The following is an 18,544-nucleotide window of genomic DNA, read 5'->3' as shown; positions in this document are numbered from 1 at the left end:
CCCCAGGGGACCCTCTCTTGCCCTTCGGGCAATTCACCTTGTGTCGCGCCTGCGGAGATGAAACCGCATGTGTAGCAGAACGGTATCTGACATTGCGAACAGGTTGCGAAAGACACGGAAGAAAAAATCCTCTGCCGTTTCCCATGTCGAAGCGGTCACATATAGGAAATCTGCGCCAGATTAGGAAGCAAGGGAAAGGTAGGAGTTCAAAGAGGAAGGGAAACCGCAGGTGTCCCTTCCTTTTTGCCCCCTGCGGCGGGTGCCGCGACGCTCCCGCCGTCCGCAGACGGCGAATCCCCCACCGCTGAATCTCAGCGAAAAACACTCCGCCCGTTAGGGCGAACCCGCCTGCGGCAGTTCGTGTGCCCCGGTCAGTCGGCGCAGGAAAAGGAGCCGCCCGTTAGGGGCGAACCCGCCTGCGGCAGTTCGCACACCCCGCAGGGCGGTGCAGAAAAATTTCAGCAAAGGCTATTGACAAATCTGTATGCTTGTATTATTATCATAGTACAATAAAACGAAAGGAGAGAGCTTATGCAATGGGAATTGCGGGGGGATCGTCCGATCTATCAACAGCTTGTGGAAAAGCTGACCGAGCAGATCGTCAGCGGACAGCTTGCGGCGGGTGAAAAGGTACCGCCGGTGCGCGAGCTGGCGGCTCAGGCGGGTGTCAACCCGAACACCATGCAGCGCGCGCTTGCGGAAATGGAGCGCGAGGGCCTGATGTTCACCAACCGCACGAGCGGACGCTATGTAACGGAGGACAGAGAAATGATTGGTAAGGTAAGAGAGCAGATCGCAGGAGAACGCATCACGGAGTTTCTGTCCGGCATGAGCCAGCTTGGCTTCACCGAGCAGGACATTGTGGCGCTTCTGGAGAAACGCAGTGGGGAGGAGAAGAACAATGGATAACAACGAACTGGTTATCTGTCAGGGTTTGACAAAAAACTACGGTAAAAAGACCGCGCTCAATAATCTGAATCTGACGCTCGGCCGCGGACAGTTTATCGGTCTGCTCGGCCCGAACGGCTCGGGCAAAACAACGACCATCAAGCTGCTGAATGGTCTGCTGCAGCCGACAAGCGGCTCGGTGCTCATTGACGGTCAGGCGCCGGGCACCTACACGCACAGCATCATCAGCTATCTGCCCGACAAAAACTATCTCAACGACGCGATGAAGGTCAACGACCTGATTTCGTTCTTTGCGGATTTTTACACGGATTTTGACCGCGTAAAGGCAACCGACATGCTGGATTCGCTGCAGATCGACCCGCTCAGCCGCCTGAAAACGCTCAGCAAGGGCAATCAGGAGAAGGTGCAGCTCATCCTCACCATGAGCCGCAAGGCGCAGCTGTATGTGCTCGATGAGCCGATCGCGGGTGTTGATCCGGCGGCGCGCGACTACATTCTGAGCACCATTTTGTCGAATTACAGCGAGGACGCGTCCGTTCTGCTGTCTACGCACCTCATCGCGGATGTGGAGCGTGTGCTCGATGAGGTCATTTTCCTCAAGGAAGGCGCGATGGTGCTGCACGATACGGTTGACCATATCCGTGAGGAGCACGGAAAATCGGTTGACGCACTGTTCCGGGAGGTGTTTGCATGTTAAAGCTGCTGAAATATGAGTGGAAAGCCTGTGCGCGTATCTGTCTGCCGCTGTACGGCGTGCTGATTCTCATGTCGTTCGTCACGCACCTGCTGTACAGTATCCCGCAGAACAGCACGTTCGGCTTTATGCTGCCCGCCATCAGCTCTATGCTGTATATGGGCGTGATGATGGCTGCGTTTGTGGTAACGGCTGTCATTCTCATCCAGCGTTTTTACAAAAACCTGCTCGGCAGTGAGGGCTACCTCATGTTCACCCTGCCGGTCACGGTTTCGCAGCACCTGTTCAGCAAGACTATCATCGCGGTGGTTATGATCGCGCTGAGCGGCATCGCGGCGTTCCTCAGCATCGGCATTTTTGCCGATATGTCCTTCGGCACCCTGTTTGTCGATATGATAAAGGGTGTGGCGCGGAGCGGCGGCCTGCTGTTCGGGCTGGAGCTGTTCGCGCTGGCGGTGCTCGGCATTGCGGACATGGCGCTGTTCGTCTATATGTGCATGGCGCTCGGCCATCTGGCGGGCAAGCACCGCCTGCTGATGTCGGTCGTGTGGTACGTTGTTCTTTCTACCGCCCTGCAGGTTCTTCTGCTTCTGGTGATGATGGGCGGGGGCAATGTCATGCCGGAGGCGCTTGCCGATGCGATAGTACGCTGGCTTGACAGCACCATGCAGACCATCACGCCGATGGATGCGGCGCATCTCATGCTGCGGTGCTGCTGCGTATTCGAACTCATCAGCGATGCGGTGTATTTCCTTGTGACGCGCTGGATTCTCACGCACAGGCTCAATCTCGAATAACAGAAAAAGGATACACACTTGTGTATCCTTTTTCTCTTGCCTGAACGGTATATCTCTGGTATGATGGAGGTAGTAAAAGGGAGGTGTGTCCTGTGAAATGTCAGCACTGTGGTATCCATTTTGACGATGAGGAACGCGTATGTCCGATGTGCGGCGCACGCGCGGGCAGCAAGGGCCGCATGACGAGACCCGCGCCGAAATGGCACGGCAAGCCGCGTGAGACCTACACCGAATATCATCCGACGATAGAGAACAGCAGCTCGGCGAAAACGGCGAAGAGCAAGTCGCGTCCTATCCAGGATAAGCCGAAGAAAAAACGCGCAAAGGGTGCGGTGATTGCGATAATTGTTATCGCTCTGCTGCAGTTTGTGCCGACGCTGATCGCGTTCGTGGTGGATGATCTGGTGCCGGAAATCGAGAGCAGCTTCGGAAATTCCCCCGCGCCGGATTACGATTCGGATTACAGCTATGCGGCGCAGGATCTCAGCAGCATTCTCGGCACGGACAGCGGCATGGTGATCGATAACAGCGACACCTTCCGTCTGCACTACGACCAGTCGAATGGTGAATGGGCGATTCTGTATACCTCGGCGGACGGCGGCACATTCAAGAGCACGGCCGACGCGTGGTGTCTGTACGACGACCCCGACGAGTATTACTATCCGGAGGCGTATCCGTCCGATCAGTACGATATGTACACGGTTGCGTTCACGCTGTACGATACCGAGGCGGTAGGGAGCCTGCCCGAGTGGTGTCAGTCGGTAGCCGATAGCGGCGATGATATTTGGCTGAATTTGTATGTCAGCAAAACCGATGATACACTGCTCATCGAGGATATGGATGGGATTGGCCTGTTCGGCACAGCAGACCCGGTTCCGTATTATCGGGCGCAGAATGTGTGATTTTGTAAAAAAACGTGAAAAACAACAGCCCCGGTTCTGTCACTTGACAAAACCGGGGCGCCGCGCTGTAATATAGCTGCAAACGGCGGCTCGGGGCAACGAGCCGCCGTTCCCAATAGCTGAAGTATTTGAGGAAATGCCGCTCCGGTCTACGGGGCGGTTTTGTGTTTTACAGGAGAATTTTGTGCATATGCAAAAGAAAAAGGCAGACCCAATGAGTGAGATGATTCAGTGCCGGAGATGCGACCACAAATAAATTGAAATTGATAATGAAAAATGGAGAATTACCGCTTTCCGATAATTCTCGCAATGGTTTCCGCCGCATTCTCCTGATGCACCTCAGCGGGCTTGAACCGCACGGCTGCAAAATTGAGGTTGATCAGCGGACCCAGTCCGACGGCGGAAATAATGGTGCCGACACCGACCGGACCGCCGAGAAAAAAGCCGATGACCGTTACGAGCACATCCACGACCGCGCGGCACGCACCGGCAGACCGCCCGAACTTACGCGCGAGCGCGACCATCAGCGCGTCACGGGGGCCGCTGCCGAGCGCGCTTTTCATGTACAGCCAGGTGCCGAGCGCAAGCAGCTCCAGACCGCCGATGAGCATGGCAATGCCGCTCACCAATCCGTGCATCTGCGGGATGAGGTGCGCCGCCTGAATCGCGTCGATTATGACCGCGCAGCCCGCAATGTTGATGATCGTGCCTAAGCCGAAGCTCTCACCGAAGAGCACGGCCGTGAGGATGGCTGCCGCGCCTGCGATAGCGGACGCCGTGCCGTAGGTCATGCCGGTTCGCAGCGACATGCCTTGCTGCAGCACACTCCACGGCTCAAGTCCGACATTTGCCTGCAGCATCATCGCAATGCCGATCGAACTGACCGCAACACCCAGAATCAGCCAGAATAACCGGTGGATGTACTCTCGAAACATAATGTATACCTCCTGTGAGCAATTTAGCAGATAAAAAAGTGAAACGGCAGAACCGCGAGCATTCCGCTCGGATTCTGCCGTTTTTGTCAGTTGCATTGTGAAAATGTTATTCCGAAGCGGAATTGCTGTCGTCCTTTTTAATCTGGGAAAGATAGCGGTACACACTGGCCTGCGAGCAGTGCAGCGCGTCAGCCACATCCTTGACCGCGCCTTTCAGCAGGAAGATACCGCCGGTTTCAAGCGAAGCAATGATCTGCATGCGCTCGTCTGGTGTGAGACGGTCGGCGGTCACGCCGAGGCGGATGAGTTCGCGGCCGACCGCATCGCCTGCCACCGCGTCGATCGAGTTGTGGAAGCTCTCGGTCGTTGCCGGAACCGCTCGCGGGAATGGATCACCGGGCTCGGCCTGCTGCGGTGCGATATGGTCGTCGATAAAAATATCCGGATGACACAGCCGCAGCACGTTTTCGCTGGCGGCCAGATACCGGCTGTCGTCAAAGTTGATGCACAGCATGCCGACCAGCTTGCCGTTGTGCTTGATGAACATTGTGCTCGAGCGCAGCGTTTTGCCCTCGGCAGAGAGACCGCAGTAGTGCAGACGGTAATCCTGCGTTTCGTAGCTTTTGTCCATCAGGATTTTGAGCGCCACATTGGTAAGCGGTGCGCCGATCTCCCGGCCGCTGATGTGATTGTTGGCGATGGCTACTATGGAGCGGTTTTTGTCGGTCATATCATGCAGAGCAACCTCATAATCCGGTCCAAGTGCCTGTCCGAGAAATTCTGTCAGCTTGATGTAGTGCTGCAACAGCGGATTAGCCATTTGCCCACCCCGTTTCAAAGAATTTTCTTTGCAGTGCCTTTGATTGCATGGCATTGCCTTTTTATTGGTTTACTCTAATATTATTATAGCTTAACAATGATAAGTTTGTCAAAAAATAAACGCGAATAATTTCTCACAACAAAAATAAAAAGTTATTATGCAAAATAACTAAAATGAGGATAAAGTGCATAAAAAACTTGTGAGAAACCAGTGAACCATACAAAACTTGTTAAAATAATTGACAAGGCGCAAAAACTATGTTAAATTTATATCAAGGAATGAGACACAGGCTGATAAAAAATTACAAAACTGCAGAAAGAGGAATGCAAAGAGATGAGGAGTAGAGAAAGGGAGACTGCCATGAATTCTGATTTTCGAGACAAGCTCTCCAACGCCGCAACAGCGGTTGAGATCACCCTTGGCATGGTGATCCTGATCGCGTGCATCGTGTCCGGTATCGGCATGGTCGCCATGACCGATATGAACAAGCTGTTCGGTGATCCGGCGTATCTGCAGGCGCGCATGAGCTCGGCCTGCTTGATCATCATCGGCATCGAGCTGATCAAGATGATCACCAGCTACACCATCGACTCGGTGGTTGACGTTATGCTCCTCGCCATCGCGCGTCAGATGATCGTCGAGCATACCTCGCCGGTCGAGAACCTGATCGCCGTGCTGTCGATCGGCATCCTGTTCGTAATCCGGAAGTATCTGTATATTTCGCGTCTGGACCGCCGCCGCAGCAAGAAGGAGATCGAGGAGGACATCCGCGCAGAGGTTCTCGGCGTGGAGAACTGTAACGAGCCGAAAAAGCCGGAACCGCCCGAGATTGGCTCATTGATTTGACATAAGGAAAATGCATATCACCTGAAAACCGCAGCGCCCGAGAGGGCGCTGCGGTTTTTTGCACGCTTTATTGATTGCTGGAAGTGTCTTCCGGCAGTGAGATTTCTTGGGTCAGATCAATATGGCTTTCTTCGACGGGATTTGGAATATCAGGATGACCAGTATAATAGGCCTGAGATAGCGTACTGTACAGTTCGCTACAGCTTGCACAGATATTTCTATAAAACGCACTAGATGTTTTAACAGGCTGAGCAATAAAAGGTTCATCAATAAATTGGTCGTTAAATAGAGTAACGCGAACTTTCAGGGATTTGCATGCTTCGGAATCTGACAGGCCACTGCCAACACCGATGATGGCGCCAATACCGCCTGCGAGGATACCGCCGACAATAGCACGACCGACAGGACTACCATTTTGCATAGAGGTCATATCACTGAGCACAGATACATCCTTTATTTGAGAAAAGGAAAAAGTCAGGGTTGATTTCATATTTTCCATTAATACACAGATTTTTTGATGCGTGTCGTCAAAATGCCATCTTCTCCACTGTCTCGTACATGTAAATCCATCAGGATATTTTGAAGGAGTTAAGTTTTTCTGTTCTTCCTTAGCATTTTCATTTATTGATTCAATCCAAAATTTGATTAGTAAAATTGATAATCCTATAATAAGGATGGAGAAAACAATTGCCATAATTACAGTTTGGTTCATCACTTCAGCTCCGTTTCTTTTCTGATAGTATACCACATAACACTACACTTGTAAACCTTTGTAATATACAAACACTACAAATAATCGGGTAGAATAATACAGAGGTATGATGATTATGGATAAAGAAGAAAAGTTTATTATTCGCGCAAAAAAGAGCTATGGAGAGACCTCGGTTGTGTCCTGCCGGATGCCGAATGAGGTGTTAAAACAGCTTGATCGCGTTGCCGCACGCACCGGACGCACACGCAATGAGCTGATCCTAAAGTGCGTGGAATTCGCACTCGACAAGCTGGAAATCGTGGACGAGCCTTAAATTATCTAAATAATAACACCGGCGCAGACTGTTATGGTCTGCGCCGGTGTTTCGTTTTGCGGTGATTGTTTTTTACGCCCCAAAACGCATCTGCAGGCGCAGCCGGTCGGCAATCATCGAGATAAATTCGCTATTGGTGGGTTTGCCCTTGACGCCCGAGACCGTGTAGCCGAAGTAATTCTGCAGGGTTTCGATGTCGCCGCGATCCCATGCGACCTCGATCGCGTGCCGGATGGCGCGCTCCACGCGGGAGGAGGTCGTCTTGAACTTTTTGGCAATCGACGGATACAGCACCTTGGTGATGGCGCTGACCGACTCGATATCCTCGACTGCCATCATGATGGCCTCGCGCAGATACTGGTAACCCTTGATGTGCGCCGGCACGCCCACCTGATGAATCACCTCGGTCACGCGGAGCTCAAGCGTCATGCTTTCCTCGGCCTTGACCGCGCGCAGCTGACCGGTCCGCCACAGGCGAAGCCGTTCGCAGACCGCCTGCGGCTCCATCGGCTTGCGCAGGAACAGATCCACGCCGAGCGCCGCGCATTCCGCGCCGATCTGCGGGCTTGCAAACGCCGAGAATACCATTACCGCCGGATGCGGTCCGTCCTGCTCGTGCAGGCGGCTGAGCACGCTCATGCCGTCCATCACCGGCAGCATCAGTTCAATGATAAGTACATCCGGCCGCAGCTCATTGACTGCGGAAAGTGCCTTTTCACCGTTTTCCGCAATGCCGACCAGCTCAAAATCGTCCGCACTGTCCAGCACCGCCGACATACGCGCGCAAAATTCGGTGTCGTCGTCTGCAAGTAAAACTCTAATTTTCTCATCCATATGTCATAACCAGCTTTCCGATAAAGTTTATCTCTTTTTCTTGGCAATAGATTACCATATACTACCATAACTTGCAAGACCTTTTGTAAAAATATGGACGGAAAATTGCAGACAGAAATCGACAAAATCTGTCGATTTACCCGAAACGACCGGTCAGACCGACCGCTTTTGCAATTTCTACATATTTTCAAAATTCCCCGGAAATAGACAAAATACAAGCAAAACTGCGGTTTTCGACAACAAAACAGTGGCGATTAACCCAAAAGAAAGGGCGCACAATGTGCGCCCAAACGCAAGGTAAACCCATCACAAATTACGAACTGCTGATTCCTGATTGCTCATGAAATCTAACTCGCTTTGAGCATTTTCTCCATCGAAATTCCATACCCTTCCATCGGATTATCGACCAGCACATGCGTTACCGCGCCGATCAGCTTGCCGTTCTGCAGAATCGGACTGCCGCTCATGCCCTGCACGATGCCGCCGGTTTTCTCCGCAAGCTGCGAATCGGTCACGCGGAGCATCATGCTGCGCCCGTATTCGTCGTTCGCCGGATAGAGTTTGACGATCTGGACAGAATAACGCTGCACGCTGTCGCCGTCCACGTTGGACAGGATTTCCGCGTCACCGACTTTGATTTCGTCTGCCGACGCGACCGGCACGCACTGCAGCTCGCTGTACAGCGAATCGTCCGTCATGGTGCCGAAAATGCCGCTTTCTGTGTTCTGCGCCACGGTTCCGAGCGGTTTTTCGGTCGAAAATTCGCCCTGCAGCGAACCCGGTTCACCCGCCTTGCCGCGCTGCACGCTGCTCACCGTTGAGTGAATGATCGTGCCCTCCTGCAGCGGCAGCAGCACGCCGGTCTCGCTGTCGCAGATGCCGTGACCGAGCGAGCCGAACGCGCCGGTCTGCGGGTCAACGTAGGTCAGCGTGCCGATTCCTGCCAGACTGTCGCGCGCGAGCACGCCGATGCGGTACGCACCGGTTTTGTCCCTGCACGGCGTTACCGTGACGCTTTTCTCCGCGTCTCCGCGCTCAAGCGTCAGCTTGATCGGCTGTCCCGCCGAGAGCGCGACCTGCTTCTGCAGATCATCGTTCGAGTGCAGCGCGGTCTCACCGGCGCGGCACAGCACATCGCCCTCCTGCACGCCCGCCTCCTTCGCAGGGGAGCGCGTGCCGTCCGCGCCCTGTACCTCGGTCAGCTGCACGATCAGCACGCCCTCCGCCTGCATTTTGATGCCGACCGTGTGCCCGATCGGGATGACCTCGGCGATTTTTGCCGCCTGCGCGGAAACTGTCACCACAAACAGCAGGAACAGGGCGAGCGCTGTGCGTTTTGCGTGATTTTTTTGCATTTTTTCACCTCCGCTATTACTATGCCGCGCGGAGCATGAAAACAACGCTGTGAACCTTTTCTATTCTGCCGGACATTTGGCGGCACGGAAATTCTCTGGGCGCGGAAAGGTTTTCCGGGAACGCAAAACGGCAGTTTCTCTGCGAAAAATGAGAGAAACTGCCGCAATTAGCAATCATTTATTCTGCTTTTGCAGGTGCACGATGACCGAGGAACGATGCTACCGCACGGGCGAGCACGCCGCCGACCGCACAGCCGACGATAATTTCGATCAGACCCTGCACGCCGACCAGTGCAACCACGAAGGACAGCGGGTTAGCCACGCCGAGAGAGGCAACGCGCTCCTGAATGTAGTCGGTCTTGTAGAACACCAGAACGATGTAACCCATGAAGAAAATGGTATTCAGCAACGGCGCGGACATCGCACCGACGAAATAGCTCCAGCTTTTCTTGCGGTCCATGCGGCGCAGCACGCGGAACAGCAGGCCGACACACCAGCCCATCAGCACGCGCATGACAACGCACAGAACGAAGGTGTTGATCGGGCTGATCTGGAAGAACATGCCGGTCATACCGCCGCCTGCAAGCGCATCCTTAAAGCTGACACAGCCGAATACGCCGCCGAGAATCGCACCGGCGGTCGGGCCCATGGTCATCGCGCCGACAGCGATCGGCACGGTCAGGAACGACATGTACAGCGGGCCGACCGGCACGCTGCCCAGACCCATCAGCTTCATCACGACCTCGATCGCCGCCAGCAGCGCCAGCTGCGCGAGATACCGTACATTGGTAGTTTTGTTATTCATTTGTAATTCCTCCTGCTGCCGTCCTGCTTTGACAGGTACAGCGCAATACAAAAATTGTGGTGGTCAGCGATAGAAATTCGCTGCCAAATCTCTTTCAACCCCGATTTTTCTTCCAAATCAGGTGCAGACCATCGAGCACAAGGCTTTCATCGTACTCGAACGGGATACGCAGATAGGGAGTGACGAGCGGCGCAAGCTCTCCGGTGAGCACCACATAGGGCGTTTCGCCGAGTGCTTCCGCAAAGCGTTCGACCATACCGTCCACGAGCGACGCCGCACCGTAAACCGCGCCGACGCGCATGGCATCGACCGTGTTCCGGGCGAGAATGCCCTCGTCCTTGGCGTCGATGGCGACCGCCGGAAGCTGCGCTGCCTGCTCGCGGAGCGCGAGCAGACTCAGCTGCACGCCCGCCGTGATGGCTGAGCCGACCAGCGCACCGGACCCGTCGAGCGCGGTGAACGTGGTCGCGGTGCCGAGCGTAACCGCCACGCACGGCAGCTTTCCCTTGGCACGGGCGGCCACCGCAGCGGCTACGCGGTCCGAGCCGACCTGCCGCGGCTGCTCGGAGCGGATGTTGAGTCCGGTCTTGACGCCGCTCGATACCTCGATGACATCGCGGATGCCGAGCAGACGCAGCGCACCCTCGAGCACGCCGACCATGCTCGGAACGACCGAGCTGACAATACCGCCGTGGATGCGGCGCACGTTCACGCCGTACAGCAAAAGCACCTGCTGCAGCTTGCAGGCGTAGTCGTCGCGCGTCAGCTTAGGCTCGGTTGCGATGGAGGCAGAAAAAACCTGTCCGTCCTCCTCATAGCCGCCGAGCAAAACGCGGCTGTTTCCTGCATTGACTGCGATCAGCATGGTGTGTCTCCTTTTCTGCATAGTTTACCACTATTATAAGCCATTGAAAACCGTATTGCAAGGGGAGAGGCATACATTTTCGCCTTATTTCGGCAGCATGATCGGCGCGGCGAGCAGCGTCCACAGCACGGCGTATTTCGGGCAGATCTGTCCTTGAACGTTGCCGAATTCATGCGAGTAATCCCACACGCGCAGCCGGAAATGCCGGTTGACCGTACAGCCGACCACATATTCCGCGGCCGTGATGCACGCCGCGCCGCACAGGCAGCGGGAGAGCGGGTTTTCCTCGTGTACGCGCCGCCGCAGCTGCCGCAGACCGACCAGAACCGCACCGCCGGTCAGCGCCATCGTCCAGTGGGTGCGTCCGCGCCAGAGAAGCTCAAGCGCGGCGTAGCCGGCCGCGCCCAGCGCAAAGACTGCGGGAGTTTGCAGTTTCATTTTCATCACCGCATTTATTTTGCCCGGAATGGCTGGATTTACGCAGGGGTGGAGTAATTGAGAATGGAGAATGAGCGTGGAGATTTGGCATACGCGCAAAATCAAAAGGAGAGAGCACAGCGCTCTCTCCTTGAATACAGCAAAGGGATCAGTCCTCCCTTTTACCTTTTGTGTTGATATAAGCCTATCCGCCAATGCCTCCGTCGATTGGACGGAACTTTAAGCATTGGAAAAGGAGCAAGATGGGTTTTAACCTTGCTCCTATCGGTCAGAATATGCTATTCAGTTCAACAAACTGGAAGTTGTCTGATTAGCAATTATCTTTTGCAATTTATAACTGCATCAAAAAGAATACCAGTACACTCGAGAGTATTGTTACTGTCCCCATTATGATAAACATCATGGAAGTAAAACTTTTTGAAATTGGTCTATCAACATAGCACTTTTTAGGATTGTTTGGATTATAATAAACTGTCATCTTACTGTTGATAGGCCACAACTGCTCCGCAAATTGACGCAAATTTGCAATAGCTCCAGTTTTTACATGTAGCCATCCTTTTTCATCTTCATAGACTTCTGATTTCATCGGTACAGGTACTCCTGATAGTTGCGTTGTTATAATTCCTCGAAATTTTTTCTTTGCTTTATAACAAGTTCCATTCACAAAGTACTCAACGATTGGGTACACTCTTCCATTTCCAGGAAACCCATATTGTTTAACAATACCGTCTGTCTTTTTTGTACACAATTTATTCTGTCTTTTTACAATGATATTGAAAATAACTCCTAGTAGAACTAATATTACACCAAGACCTCCAACTGTCATCAATTCTAACCATGCAATTTGTATTTCAGCCATAGTTTCATCACCTCAAGTTCCGATTTTTATATTTGATTATAAAATAGATGTCTGCTGTTTGCAATGTATATTTATAAGCTCATTTCCCATAAGTACACAATTCTGAAAAGAGAGAATTCTTTTGTATCATACAATATTTTTGTGCTTCTTTCGAGGCATGAAAAGATGCCGAAGCTGCCTTCGGCATCTTTTTTGGTATCCAGTATCGGTTATGTGCGTGATTTAGTGAAATCACCGGAGTTATACCCCATCAACACAAAGGGGAAAAGGGACGATCAGTCTTCCAGCTTGACACGAGCCTCAAGGTACTTTCTCCGCTCCTCGAAACCCGATCTGCCCAGAAGTGCAAACATATTCTTTTTATAATCCTCAACACCCGGCTGATTAAACGGATTTACGCCGAGCAGGTAACCCGAAATGCCGCAGGCCTTCTCAAAGAAGTAGACCAGATAGCCGAAATGCCATGCATCCGTGCGGTCGATCTCGAGGATGATATTCGGCGTGCCGCCGTCCATGTGGGCGATCAGCGTGCCCTCGTACGCCTTCTGGTTGACGTGCTGCACGGTCTGACCTGCCAGATAATTCAGGCCGTCGATGTCCTCTTCGGTATGCTCGATGGTAATCTCGGAGCGCGGCTCCTTGACCCACAGCACGGTCTCGAACATGATGCGCGAGCCGTCCTGAATGAATTGACCGATGGAATGCAGGTCGGTGGAGAAATTCGCTGAGGTGACGAACAGACCCTTATGGTCCTTGCCCTCGGACTCATCGAACAGCTGCTTGAGCCATTCGCCGAGCATGACGAGCGACGGCTCGTAATTTACCATGATCTCCATGGATTTGCCCTTGAACAGCAGCAGATTGCGCAGTGCCGCATAGCGCGCGCAGTCGTGCAAGGAGCCTTGAGAATATTCCTCGCGGGCGGCGGCAGCGCCCGCCATCACCGCGTCAATGTCCAGACCGGCTGCAGCCATCGGCAGCAGACCGACCGGCGTGAGCACCGAGAAACGGCCGCCGATGTTATCCGGCACAATAAAGGTCTCGTAGCCCTCGTCATCCGCCAGCTTTTTGAGCGCGCCGCGCTCCTTATCCGTCGTGGCGAAAATGCGCTCGCGCGCCCCCTCCTTGCCGTATTTGCTTTCGCACAGCTTTTTCAGCTCGCGGAAGGCGATGGCAGGCTCGGTGGTCGTGCCCGACTTCGAGATGATGTTGATGCAGAAGTCGCGGTCACCGATCATCTTGATAATGTCGTTTAAGTAGGACGACGAAATGTTGTTGCCGGCAAAGTACACCTCCGGAATGCCCTCCGGGCGGACCTGATTGTAGAACTGACCGTTTACGAACTCGATGGCTGCCCGTGCCCCTAAATACGAGCCGCCGATGCCGATGACGATCAGCACATCGCAGGTCTGCTGAATCTTCTTTGCCGCCTGCTTGATGCGCGCAAACTCGTCCCGGTCATAATCCACCGGCAGATTCAGCCAGCCAAGAAAATCGTTTCCGGCGCCGGTGCCGTTCACGAGCGTGTCCTGCGCTGCCGCGACCTGCGCGGTGTAGTCCGCAATCTCAGCTTCGGTTCGGACAAATCGCCGGAGACCGGTCAGTTTCAGTTTAATTCCCATTACTGCATTTCCCCTTTTGTTATTTCCTCCAAGCCATTTGGCGGGATTTGCTCTCCCTCTCGTATCTAAGTATAGCATACTGACGGAAAAAGGCAAGCATTTTGTTCAAACCTTACAAAAACTTTATCTGCTCGACTGTTTCTGACAGGTAATTTTGCATTATGCAAACCGAACAAAGCCAACAAAAAAGCCGACTCCAACAGTAGGGAGTCGGCAAATATTGTTAGTAAATTGGAAAATTTGCGCAGATATCGCGTACATTTCGGCGGATATCGTTTGCCTTGTTGTCGAAATCGGTTGCGGCCTGCCAGATGAACTCGGCAATGCGGAGCATCTCCGGCGCACCGAAGCCGCGGGTGGTGACAGCGGGCGTGCCGATGCGCATGCCCGAGGTGACGAACGGACTTTCCGGGTCGTTCGGGATGGCATTCTTGTTGGCGGTGATGTACACCTCGTCCAGACGGCGCTGCAGCTCCTTGCCGGTCACGCCGGTCTTTCGCAGGTCGATGAGCATCAGGTGGTTGTCCGTGCCGCCCGCCACAAGGTCGAAGCCCTGCTTCCGGAGTGCGTCCGCGAGCACGCGGGCATTGGTGACAACATTCTGCTGATATGCCTTGAACTCGGGTCTGAGTGCCTCACCGAAGCAGACCGCCTTTGCGGCGATGACATGCTCGAGCGGGCCGCCCTGTGTGCCGGGGAAGATGGCCTTGTCAAATTTCTTCGCCAGCTCCTCATCGTTCGTCAGGATAACGCCGCCGCGCGGACCGCGCAGCGTCTTGTGCGTCGTGGTGGTGACGACATCTGCGTAGGGGATCGGGCTCTGGTGCAGACCGGCAGCAACCAGACCGGCAATGTGCGCCATGTCAACGAACAGGTACGCGCCGACCTCGTGTGCGATTTCAGCGAATTTTGCAAAGTCGATGGCGCGCGGATACGCGGACGCACCGGCAATGATCATCTTCGGCTGTTCCTTTTTTGCCAGCTCGCGGAGCGCATCATAATCAATGAGACCGTTCTCATCCACGCCGTAAGGTACGATGTTGTACAGCAGGCCGGACTGATTGACCGGCGAACCGTGGGTCAGGTGGCCGCCGTTGTCCAGGCTCATGCCGAGCACGGTATCACCCGGCTTGCACAGCGCCTGATAGACCGCCATGTTCGCCTGCGCGCCCGAGTGCGGCTGCACGTTCGCGTATTTCGCGCCGAACAGCTGGCACACGCGGTGGATGGCGAGGTTTTCCACCTCATCGACGCATTCGCAGCCGCCGTAGTAGCGCTTGCCGGGATAGCCTTCGGCGTACTTGTTGGTCAGCACGCTGCCCATTGCCGCCATAACAGCCTCGCTGACTATATTTTCCGAGGCGATCAACTCAATGTTGCGCGCCTGTCGTTTGTATTCCGCTTCGATCATACGTCCGAGTTCGGGGTCGAACGCTGTCACGAAGTCCATTGCTTGACGAACCATGATACAGCCTCCTGCCGGATAAGAATTTACTATTATAATTTAACCACATTTTTCGCATGGAATCTATTGACAAACATCTGATTTTTGCGTTACCGCTTTAGCAGTTTATAGTGAAATTGTTACATTGTGCACTTTTGTGCAAACAGTTGCCCTTTTTTCGACGATATGCTACAATTACCGTAGGAAAACTTGTGGAGAGAGGATAACAAAATGACTAAGAAAGAACGTGCCGCCGTCGTCACCGAGCTGCTGAAAACCGTCTATCCCGAGGCGGTCTGCGCCCTGCATTATACACACGATTATGAATTGCTGTTCGCCACCCGGCTTTCCGCGCAGTGCACGGACGCGCGCGTCAATATTGTGACAGAAAAATTATTCAAGCAGTTTCCGACCCTGCAGAGCTTCGCGGATGCGTCCGAGGAGGAGATTGCCGAGGCCATCAAGACCTGCGGCCTGTTCCGCACCAAAGCGCGCGACCTCAAGGCGTGTGCCATGATGCTGATTGCCAATTACGGCGGCAGGGTGCCGGATACTATGGAGGAGCTGCTCAAGCTGCCGGGCGTCGGCCGCAAGACCGCCAACCTCATCCTCGGGGATATTTTCGGCAAGCCGGCCATTGTGTGCGATACGCACTGCATCCGGCTGTCCAACCGGCTGGGCTTTGTCAAGAACGAGAAGGACCCGGTAAAGGTGGAGAACGCCCTGAGAAAGCTGCTCGACCCGGCGGAGTCGTCCGATTTCTGCCACCGGCTGGTGCTGTTCGGCCGCGAGCACTGCACCGCCCGCAGCCCGAAGTGCGAGGGCTGTCCGCTCGGTGCGGTGTGCCCGTCGTATCCCATTGCGAAATAACATAGAGGAAAAGTGGAATTTGCGAAAAAACACAGAAAATCCACTTGGCAAATTTTTATCGTAGGAATATACTGATTTCAGAAAAAGCAAAACCGCAGAACAAGAGTGAGTAAGAGCGAGACCGTGCTTCCAGAGAGCTTTCCGGTGGTGTGAGGAGAGCAGCAGAGGACGTTACTGAATGGACTTGTGAGGGCAGCCTCAAATCCGCAGGGAGAGTATGGCTGACGGGATTCCCGCCGTTATCATGGGAGCGTGTGTGTTTGCACACGACAGAGTGGACGTTTTTGTACGCCAATTTGGGTGGTACCGCAGAAGTAACAGGCTTTTGTCCCATGATACGTTTGTATCATAGGACAGAAGCCTTTTTTATTGTGTCTGTTCGGAACGAACAGACACTCGATACGAACCCAAGAAATAAAACACGGTTTATGATTACCGCCGATGTTTTGCTGTAAATGGAGGAAAACACAATGATTACCCCAAGCTGTGACGAGATTTTGAAGCTCGCGGAGGAATATACGACCATTCCGGTCTGCCGCGAGATCTACGCCGATATGACAACGCCGATTTCGCTGCTGCGCCGCCTGCAGACCCGTTCCGACCGCTTTTTCCTGCTGGAGAGCGTGGAGGGCGGCGAAAAATGGGCGCGCTACTCCTTCCTCGGCTACGACCCGATTCTGCGTGCGACCTGCAAAAACGGCACGGTAACGCTCGAGGGTGCGGTCAACAAGACGGTCAAGACCGACAAGCCGCTCACCGTGCTCCGCGAGGTGCTCAGCGAGTACCGCGCACCGCGGCTTGAGGGTCAGCCGCCGTTCACGGGCGGTTTCGTCGGCTACTTCGCGTATGCGATGCTCGGCTACGCGGAGCCGACGCTCAAAATCAAGCGCGGCGCATGGGACGATTTCGACCTGATGCTGTTCGACAAGGTCATCGCCTATGACCACCTCAAGCAGAAGATCGTGCTCGTGGTCAACATGAAGACCGACAGCGTGATGGAGAATTACGGCAAGGCGTGTGCGGCGCTCGAGGGTATGGCGGCGCTGATCAACGACCAGACCCCGCTTCCGCCGCTCAAGGCAACCGGCAGGCCGAGCTTCACCTGCAACGTCACCGAGGCGCAGTACGCCGGCATCGTGGAGAAAACCCGCGAGTACATCTTTGACGGCGATATCTTTCAGGCCGTGCAGTCGCGGCAGTTCTCCAGTCCGTATCAGGACAGCCTGCTTTCGGCGTACCGCGTGCTCCGCACCACCAACCCCTCGCCGTACATGGTGTTCCTCTCCATCGACGGAGACGAGATCATGTGTTCCTCTCCGGAAACGCTCGTGCGACTGGATAACGGCCGCCTGACCATCTTTCCGGTTGCGGGCTCGCGTCCGCGCGGCAAAACGCCGGAGGAGGATAAGGCGCTCGAGAACGAGCTGCTTGCCGATGAGAAGGAGCTTTCCGAGCACAATATGCTGGTCGATCTGGGCCGCAACGATCTCGGCAGAGTATCCAAGATCGGCACGGTGGAAGTCACCGATTACATGATGATACACCGGTATTCTAAAATCATGCACATCTGCTCGCAGGTCGAGGGCGACATTGATGAAAAGTACGACGCCTGCGACGCCATCGAAGCGGTGCTCCCGGCGGGTACCCTGTCCGGCGCACCCAAGATCCGCGCGTGCGAGATCATCGAGGAGCAGGAGAGCGAGCCGCGCAGCGTATACGGCGGCGCACTCGGCTATCTGGATTTCACCGGCAATATGGATACCTGCATCGCCATCCGCATGGCTGCCAAGAAGAACGGCATCGTGACCGTGCAGGCGGGCGGCGGCATCGTTGCGGATTCCGTGCCGTATAACGAGTATATGGAAAGCGCAAACAAGGCAAAGGCAGTTATGAACGCCATCGAGCGTGCATCGGAGGTAGACGGATAATGATTCTCCTGATCGACAATTACGATTCTTTTTCCTATAACCTGTTTCAGCAGGCGGCGGCCATCCAGCCGGATATGCGCGTTGTCCGCAATGACGCGCTCACCGTCAGCGAAATCGAGGGACTGAATCCCTCGCACATCATTCTTTCTCCGGGGCCCGGCTATCCGAAGGACGTGGGCATCTGCGAGGAAGTGGTAAGCAGGCTCGGCGGCAGCATCCCGATCCTTGGCGTGTGCCTCGGTCATCAGGCCATCTGCGAAGCGTTCGGCGGCAAAATTGAGCACGCGCAGCAGCTTATGCACGGCAAGCAGAGCATCGTCGAGGTGGATACCGACGAGCCGCTGTTCAAGGGTCTGGCAAAGAAAACGATGGCAGCGCGCTATCATTCTCTGGTCGCCGCACCGGACAGTCTGCCGGAGTGTTTGAAAGTCATCTCCCGCGATGAAAGAGGAGAGATCATGGCTGTGCGGCATAAGATCATGCCGATTTACGGTGTGCAGTTTCATCCGGAATCCATTCTTACACCGCAGGGAACAACCATTATGAAAAACTTTCTGTCTATGTAAAGTTTGACCAGAACCGTAGGGCGGGCTGCC

Annotated in this window: 20 protein-coding genes; 9 read left to right on the top strand and 11 right to left on the bottom strand. The window is 54.3% G+C overall.

Annotated elements, in window-relative coordinates:
* Window positions 1-531 precede the first annotated feature (531 nt).
* The 4 genes from DW806_RS14020 (at window position 532) to DW806_RS14005 (ending at window position 3,302) form a co-directional block, all read left to right on the top strand.
* Window positions 532-909: a GntR family transcriptional regulator gene (locus DW806_RS14020; protein ID WP_117492165.1), complete on the top strand. Its 378-nt coding sequence runs from the start codon at window positions 532-534 to the stop codon at window positions 907-909.
* Complete coding sequence (locus DW806_RS14015) at window positions 902-1,606, top strand: ABC transporter ATP-binding protein (protein ID WP_110435051.1); 705 nt, start codon at window positions 902-904, stop codon at window positions 1,604-1,606. The genes DW806_RS14020 and DW806_RS14015 overlap by 8 nt, the downstream gene beginning before the upstream one ends.
* Complete coding sequence (locus tag DW806_RS14010; protein WP_118730339.1) at window positions 1,600-2,400, top strand: hypothetical protein; 801 nt, start codon at window positions 1,600-1,602, stop codon at window positions 2,398-2,400. The genes DW806_RS14015 and DW806_RS14010 overlap by 7 nt, the downstream gene beginning before the upstream one ends.
* Window positions 2,401-2,492: 92 nt before the next feature.
* Window positions 2,493-3,302: a zinc ribbon domain-containing protein gene (locus tag DW806_RS14005; protein ID WP_118730338.1), complete on the top strand. Its 810-nt coding sequence runs from the start codon at window positions 2,493-2,495 to the stop codon at window positions 3,300-3,302.
* A 284-nt stretch (window positions 3,303-3,586) separates the two neighbouring features.
* On the opposite strand, the gene DW806_RS14000 is transcribed toward DW806_RS14005, so the two are convergent.
* Together DW806_RS14000 and DW806_RS13995 are read right to left on the bottom strand one after the other, a co-directional pair.
* Window positions 3,587-4,237: a YczE/YyaS/YitT family protein gene (locus tag DW806_RS14000; RefSeq protein ID WP_118730337.1), complete on the bottom strand. Its 651-nt coding sequence runs from the start codon at window positions 4,235-4,237 to the stop codon at window positions 3,587-3,589.
* A 106-nt stretch (window positions 4,238-4,343) separates the two neighbouring features.
* The gene (locus DW806_RS13995) at window positions 4,344-5,057 is read right to left on the bottom strand and encodes a helix-turn-helix transcriptional regulator (protein WP_118668021.1); all 714 of its coding nucleotides are present in this window, start codon (window positions 5,055-5,057) and stop codon (window positions 4,344-4,346) included.
* Between the two features lie 360 nt (window positions 5,058-5,417).
* Between DW806_RS13995 and DW806_RS13990 the strand changes: the two genes are divergently transcribed.
* On the top strand, window positions 5,418-5,903 hold the full coding sequence (locus tag DW806_RS13990; protein ID WP_118730336.1) for a phosphate-starvation-inducible PsiE family protein: 486 nt from the start codon (window positions 5,418-5,420) through the stop codon (window positions 5,901-5,903).
* 67 nt (window positions 5,904-5,970) lie between these two features.
* Here DW806_RS13990 and DW806_RS13985 read toward each other — a convergent pair whose 3' ends face one another.
* Window positions 5,971-6,615, bottom strand: coding sequence for a hypothetical protein (locus tag DW806_RS13985; protein WP_118730335.1), 645 nt, complete (start codon window positions 6,613-6,615; stop codon window positions 5,971-5,973).
* Window positions 6,616-6,730: 115 nt separating this feature from the next.
* Here DW806_RS13985 and DW806_RS13980 point away from each other — a divergent pair, with 115 nt between their 5' ends.
* Entirely contained in the window at window positions 6,731-6,928 is a 198-nt protein-coding gene (locus tag DW806_RS13980; RefSeq protein WP_158574392.1) for an Arc family DNA-binding protein, read from the top strand.
* 72 nt (window positions 6,929-7,000) lie between these two features.
* Here DW806_RS13980 and spo0A read toward each other — a convergent pair whose 3' ends face one another.
* The 8 genes from spo0A to glyA all read right to left on the bottom strand — a co-directional run bounded on the left by spo0A (window position 7,001) and on the right by glyA (window position 15,171).
* Window positions 7,001-7,762 carry a sporulation transcription factor Spo0A gene (gene spo0A / locus DW806_RS13975; protein WP_118730334.1) on the bottom strand — a complete coding sequence of 254 codons (762 nt, stop codon included), beginning with the start codon at window positions 7,760-7,762 and terminating at the stop codon, window positions 7,001-7,003.
* A 347-nt stretch (window positions 7,763-8,109) separates the two neighbouring features.
* The gene (gene spoIVB, locus DW806_RS13970; RefSeq protein WP_118730333.1) at window positions 8,110-9,117 is read right to left on the bottom strand and encodes a SpoIVB peptidase; all 1,008 of its coding nucleotides are present in this window, start codon (window positions 9,115-9,117) and stop codon (window positions 8,110-8,112) included.
* A gap of 178 nt (window positions 9,118-9,295) precedes the next feature.
* Complete coding sequence (locus tag DW806_RS13965) at window positions 9,296-9,922, bottom strand: ECF transporter S component (RefSeq protein WP_118360774.1); 627 nt, start codon at window positions 9,920-9,922, stop codon at window positions 9,296-9,298.
* Window positions 9,923-10,016: 94 nt separating this feature from the next.
* On the bottom strand, window positions 10,017-10,787 hold the full coding sequence (locus tag DW806_RS13960; RefSeq protein WP_158574677.1) for a type III pantothenate kinase: 771 nt from the start codon (window positions 10,785-10,787) through the stop codon (window positions 10,017-10,019).
* 84 nt (window positions 10,788-10,871) lie between these two features.
* Complete coding sequence (locus tag DW806_RS13955; protein WP_243022773.1) at window positions 10,872-11,225, bottom strand: putative ABC transporter permease; 354 nt, start codon at window positions 11,223-11,225, stop codon at window positions 10,872-10,874.
* Window positions 11,226-11,556: 331 nt separating this feature from the next.
* Window positions 11,557-12,084: a DUF3592 domain-containing protein gene (locus DW806_RS13950; protein WP_117492149.1), complete on the bottom strand. Its 528-nt coding sequence runs from the start codon at window positions 12,082-12,084 to the stop codon at window positions 11,557-11,559.
* Window positions 12,085-12,359: 275 nt separating this feature from the next.
* Window positions 12,360-13,706, bottom strand: coding sequence for a glucose-6-phosphate isomerase (locus DW806_RS13945; protein ID WP_118730331.1), 1,347 nt, complete (start codon window positions 13,704-13,706; stop codon window positions 12,360-12,362).
* A 223-nt stretch (window positions 13,707-13,929) separates the two neighbouring features.
* Window positions 13,930-15,171: a serine hydroxymethyltransferase gene (gene glyA, locus DW806_RS13940; protein ID WP_118730330.1), complete on the bottom strand. Its 1,242-nt coding sequence runs from the start codon at window positions 15,169-15,171 to the stop codon at window positions 13,930-13,932.
* A 210-nt stretch (window positions 15,172-15,381) separates the two neighbouring features.
* Here glyA and nth point away from each other — a divergent pair, with 210 nt between their 5' ends.
* The 3 genes from nth to DW806_RS13925 all read left to right on the top strand — a co-directional run bounded on the left by nth (window position 15,382) and on the right by DW806_RS13925 (window position 18,514).
* The gene (gene nth, locus DW806_RS13935; RefSeq protein WP_118730329.1) at window positions 15,382-16,020 is read left to right on the top strand and encodes an endonuclease III; all 639 of its coding nucleotides are present in this window, start codon (window positions 15,382-15,384) and stop codon (window positions 16,018-16,020) included.
* A gap of 470 nt (window positions 16,021-16,490) precedes the next feature.
* Window positions 16,491-17,948, top strand: a complete 1,458-nt coding sequence (locus DW806_RS13930; RefSeq protein ID WP_118730328.1) for an anthranilate synthase component I family protein — start codon at window positions 16,491-16,493, stop codon at window positions 17,946-17,948.
* Window positions 17,948-18,514, top strand: coding sequence for an anthranilate synthase component II (locus DW806_RS13925; RefSeq protein WP_118730327.1), 567 nt, complete (start codon window positions 17,948-17,950; stop codon window positions 18,512-18,514). Before DW806_RS13930 ends, DW806_RS13925 begins: the two co-directional genes overlap by 1 nt.
* Window positions 18,515-18,544: the final 30 nt, after the last annotated feature.

The sequence above is a fragment of the Butyricicoccus sp. AM32-19 genome (genome assembly GCF_003480365.1).
GTDB lineage: Bacteria > Bacillota > Clostridia > Oscillospirales > Butyricicoccaceae > Agathobaculum > Agathobaculum butyriciproducens.
Note: the sequence above shows the minus strand (reverse complement) of the source record. Positions and strands in the feature narration are given on the sequence as shown.

Coding starts and splice junctions, on each gene's coding strand:
- DW806_RS14020 (WP_117492165.1), top strand. CDS start 532: ATGCAATGGGAATTGCGGGGGGATCGTCCGATCTATCAACAGCTTGTG.
- DW806_RS14015 (WP_110435051.1), top strand. CDS start 902: ATGGATAACAACGAACTGGTTATCTGTCAGGGTTTGACAAAAAACTAC.
- DW806_RS14010 (WP_118730339.1), top strand. CDS start 1,600: ATGTTAAAGCTGCTGAAATATGAGTGGAAAGCCTGTGCGCGTATCTGT.
- DW806_RS14000 (WP_118730337.1), bottom strand. CDS start 4,237: ATGTTTCGAGAGTACATCCACCGGTTATTCTGGCTGATTCTGGGTGTT.
- DW806_RS13995 (WP_118668021.1), bottom strand. CDS start 5,057: ATGGCTAATCCGCTGTTGCAGCACTACATCAAGCTGACAGAATTTCTC.
- DW806_RS13990 (WP_118730336.1), top strand. CDS start 5,418: ATGAATTCTGATTTTCGAGACAAGCTCTCCAACGCCGCAACAGCGGTT.
- DW806_RS13985 (WP_118730335.1), bottom strand. CDS start 6,615: ATGAACCAAACTGTAATTATGGCAATTGTTTTCTCCATCCTTATTATA.
- DW806_RS13980 (WP_158574392.1), top strand. CDS start 6,731: ATGGATAAAGAAGAAAAGTTTATTATTCGCGCAAAAAAGAGCTATGGA.
- spo0A (WP_118730334.1), bottom strand. CDS start 7,762: ATGGATGAGAAAATTAGAGTTTTACTTGCAGACGACGACACCGAATTT.
- spoIVB (WP_118730333.1), bottom strand. CDS start 9,117: ATGCAAAAAAATCACGCAAAACGCACAGCGCTCGCCCTGTTCCTGCTG.
- DW806_RS13965 (WP_118360774.1), bottom strand. CDS start 9,922: ATGAATAACAAAACTACCAATGTACGGTATCTCGCGCAGCTGGCGCTG.
- DW806_RS13960 (WP_158574677.1), bottom strand. CDS start 10,787: ATGCTGATCGCAGTCAATGCAGGAAACAGCCGCGTTTTGCTCGGCGGC.
- DW806_RS13955 (WP_243022773.1), bottom strand. CDS start 11,225: ATGAAACTGCAAACTCCCGCAGTCTTTGCGCTGGGCGCGGCCGGCTAC.
- DW806_RS13950 (WP_117492149.1), bottom strand. CDS start 12,084: ATGGCTGAAATACAAATTGCATGGTTAGAATTGATGACAGTTGGAGGT.
- DW806_RS13945 (WP_118730331.1), bottom strand. CDS start 13,706: ATGGGAATTAAACTGAAACTGACCGGTCTCCGGCGATTTGTCCGAACC.
- glyA (WP_118730330.1), bottom strand. CDS start 15,171: ATGGTTCGTCAAGCAATGGACTTCGTGACAGCGTTCGACCCCGAACTC.
- nth (WP_118730329.1), top strand. CDS start 15,382: ATGACTAAGAAAGAACGTGCCGCCGTCGTCACCGAGCTGCTGAAAACC.
- DW806_RS13930 (WP_118730328.1), top strand. CDS start 16,491: ATGATTACCCCAAGCTGTGACGAGATTTTGAAGCTCGCGGAGGAATAT.
- DW806_RS13925 (WP_118730327.1), top strand. CDS start 17,948: ATGATTCTCCTGATCGACAATTACGATTCTTTTTCCTATAACCTGTTT.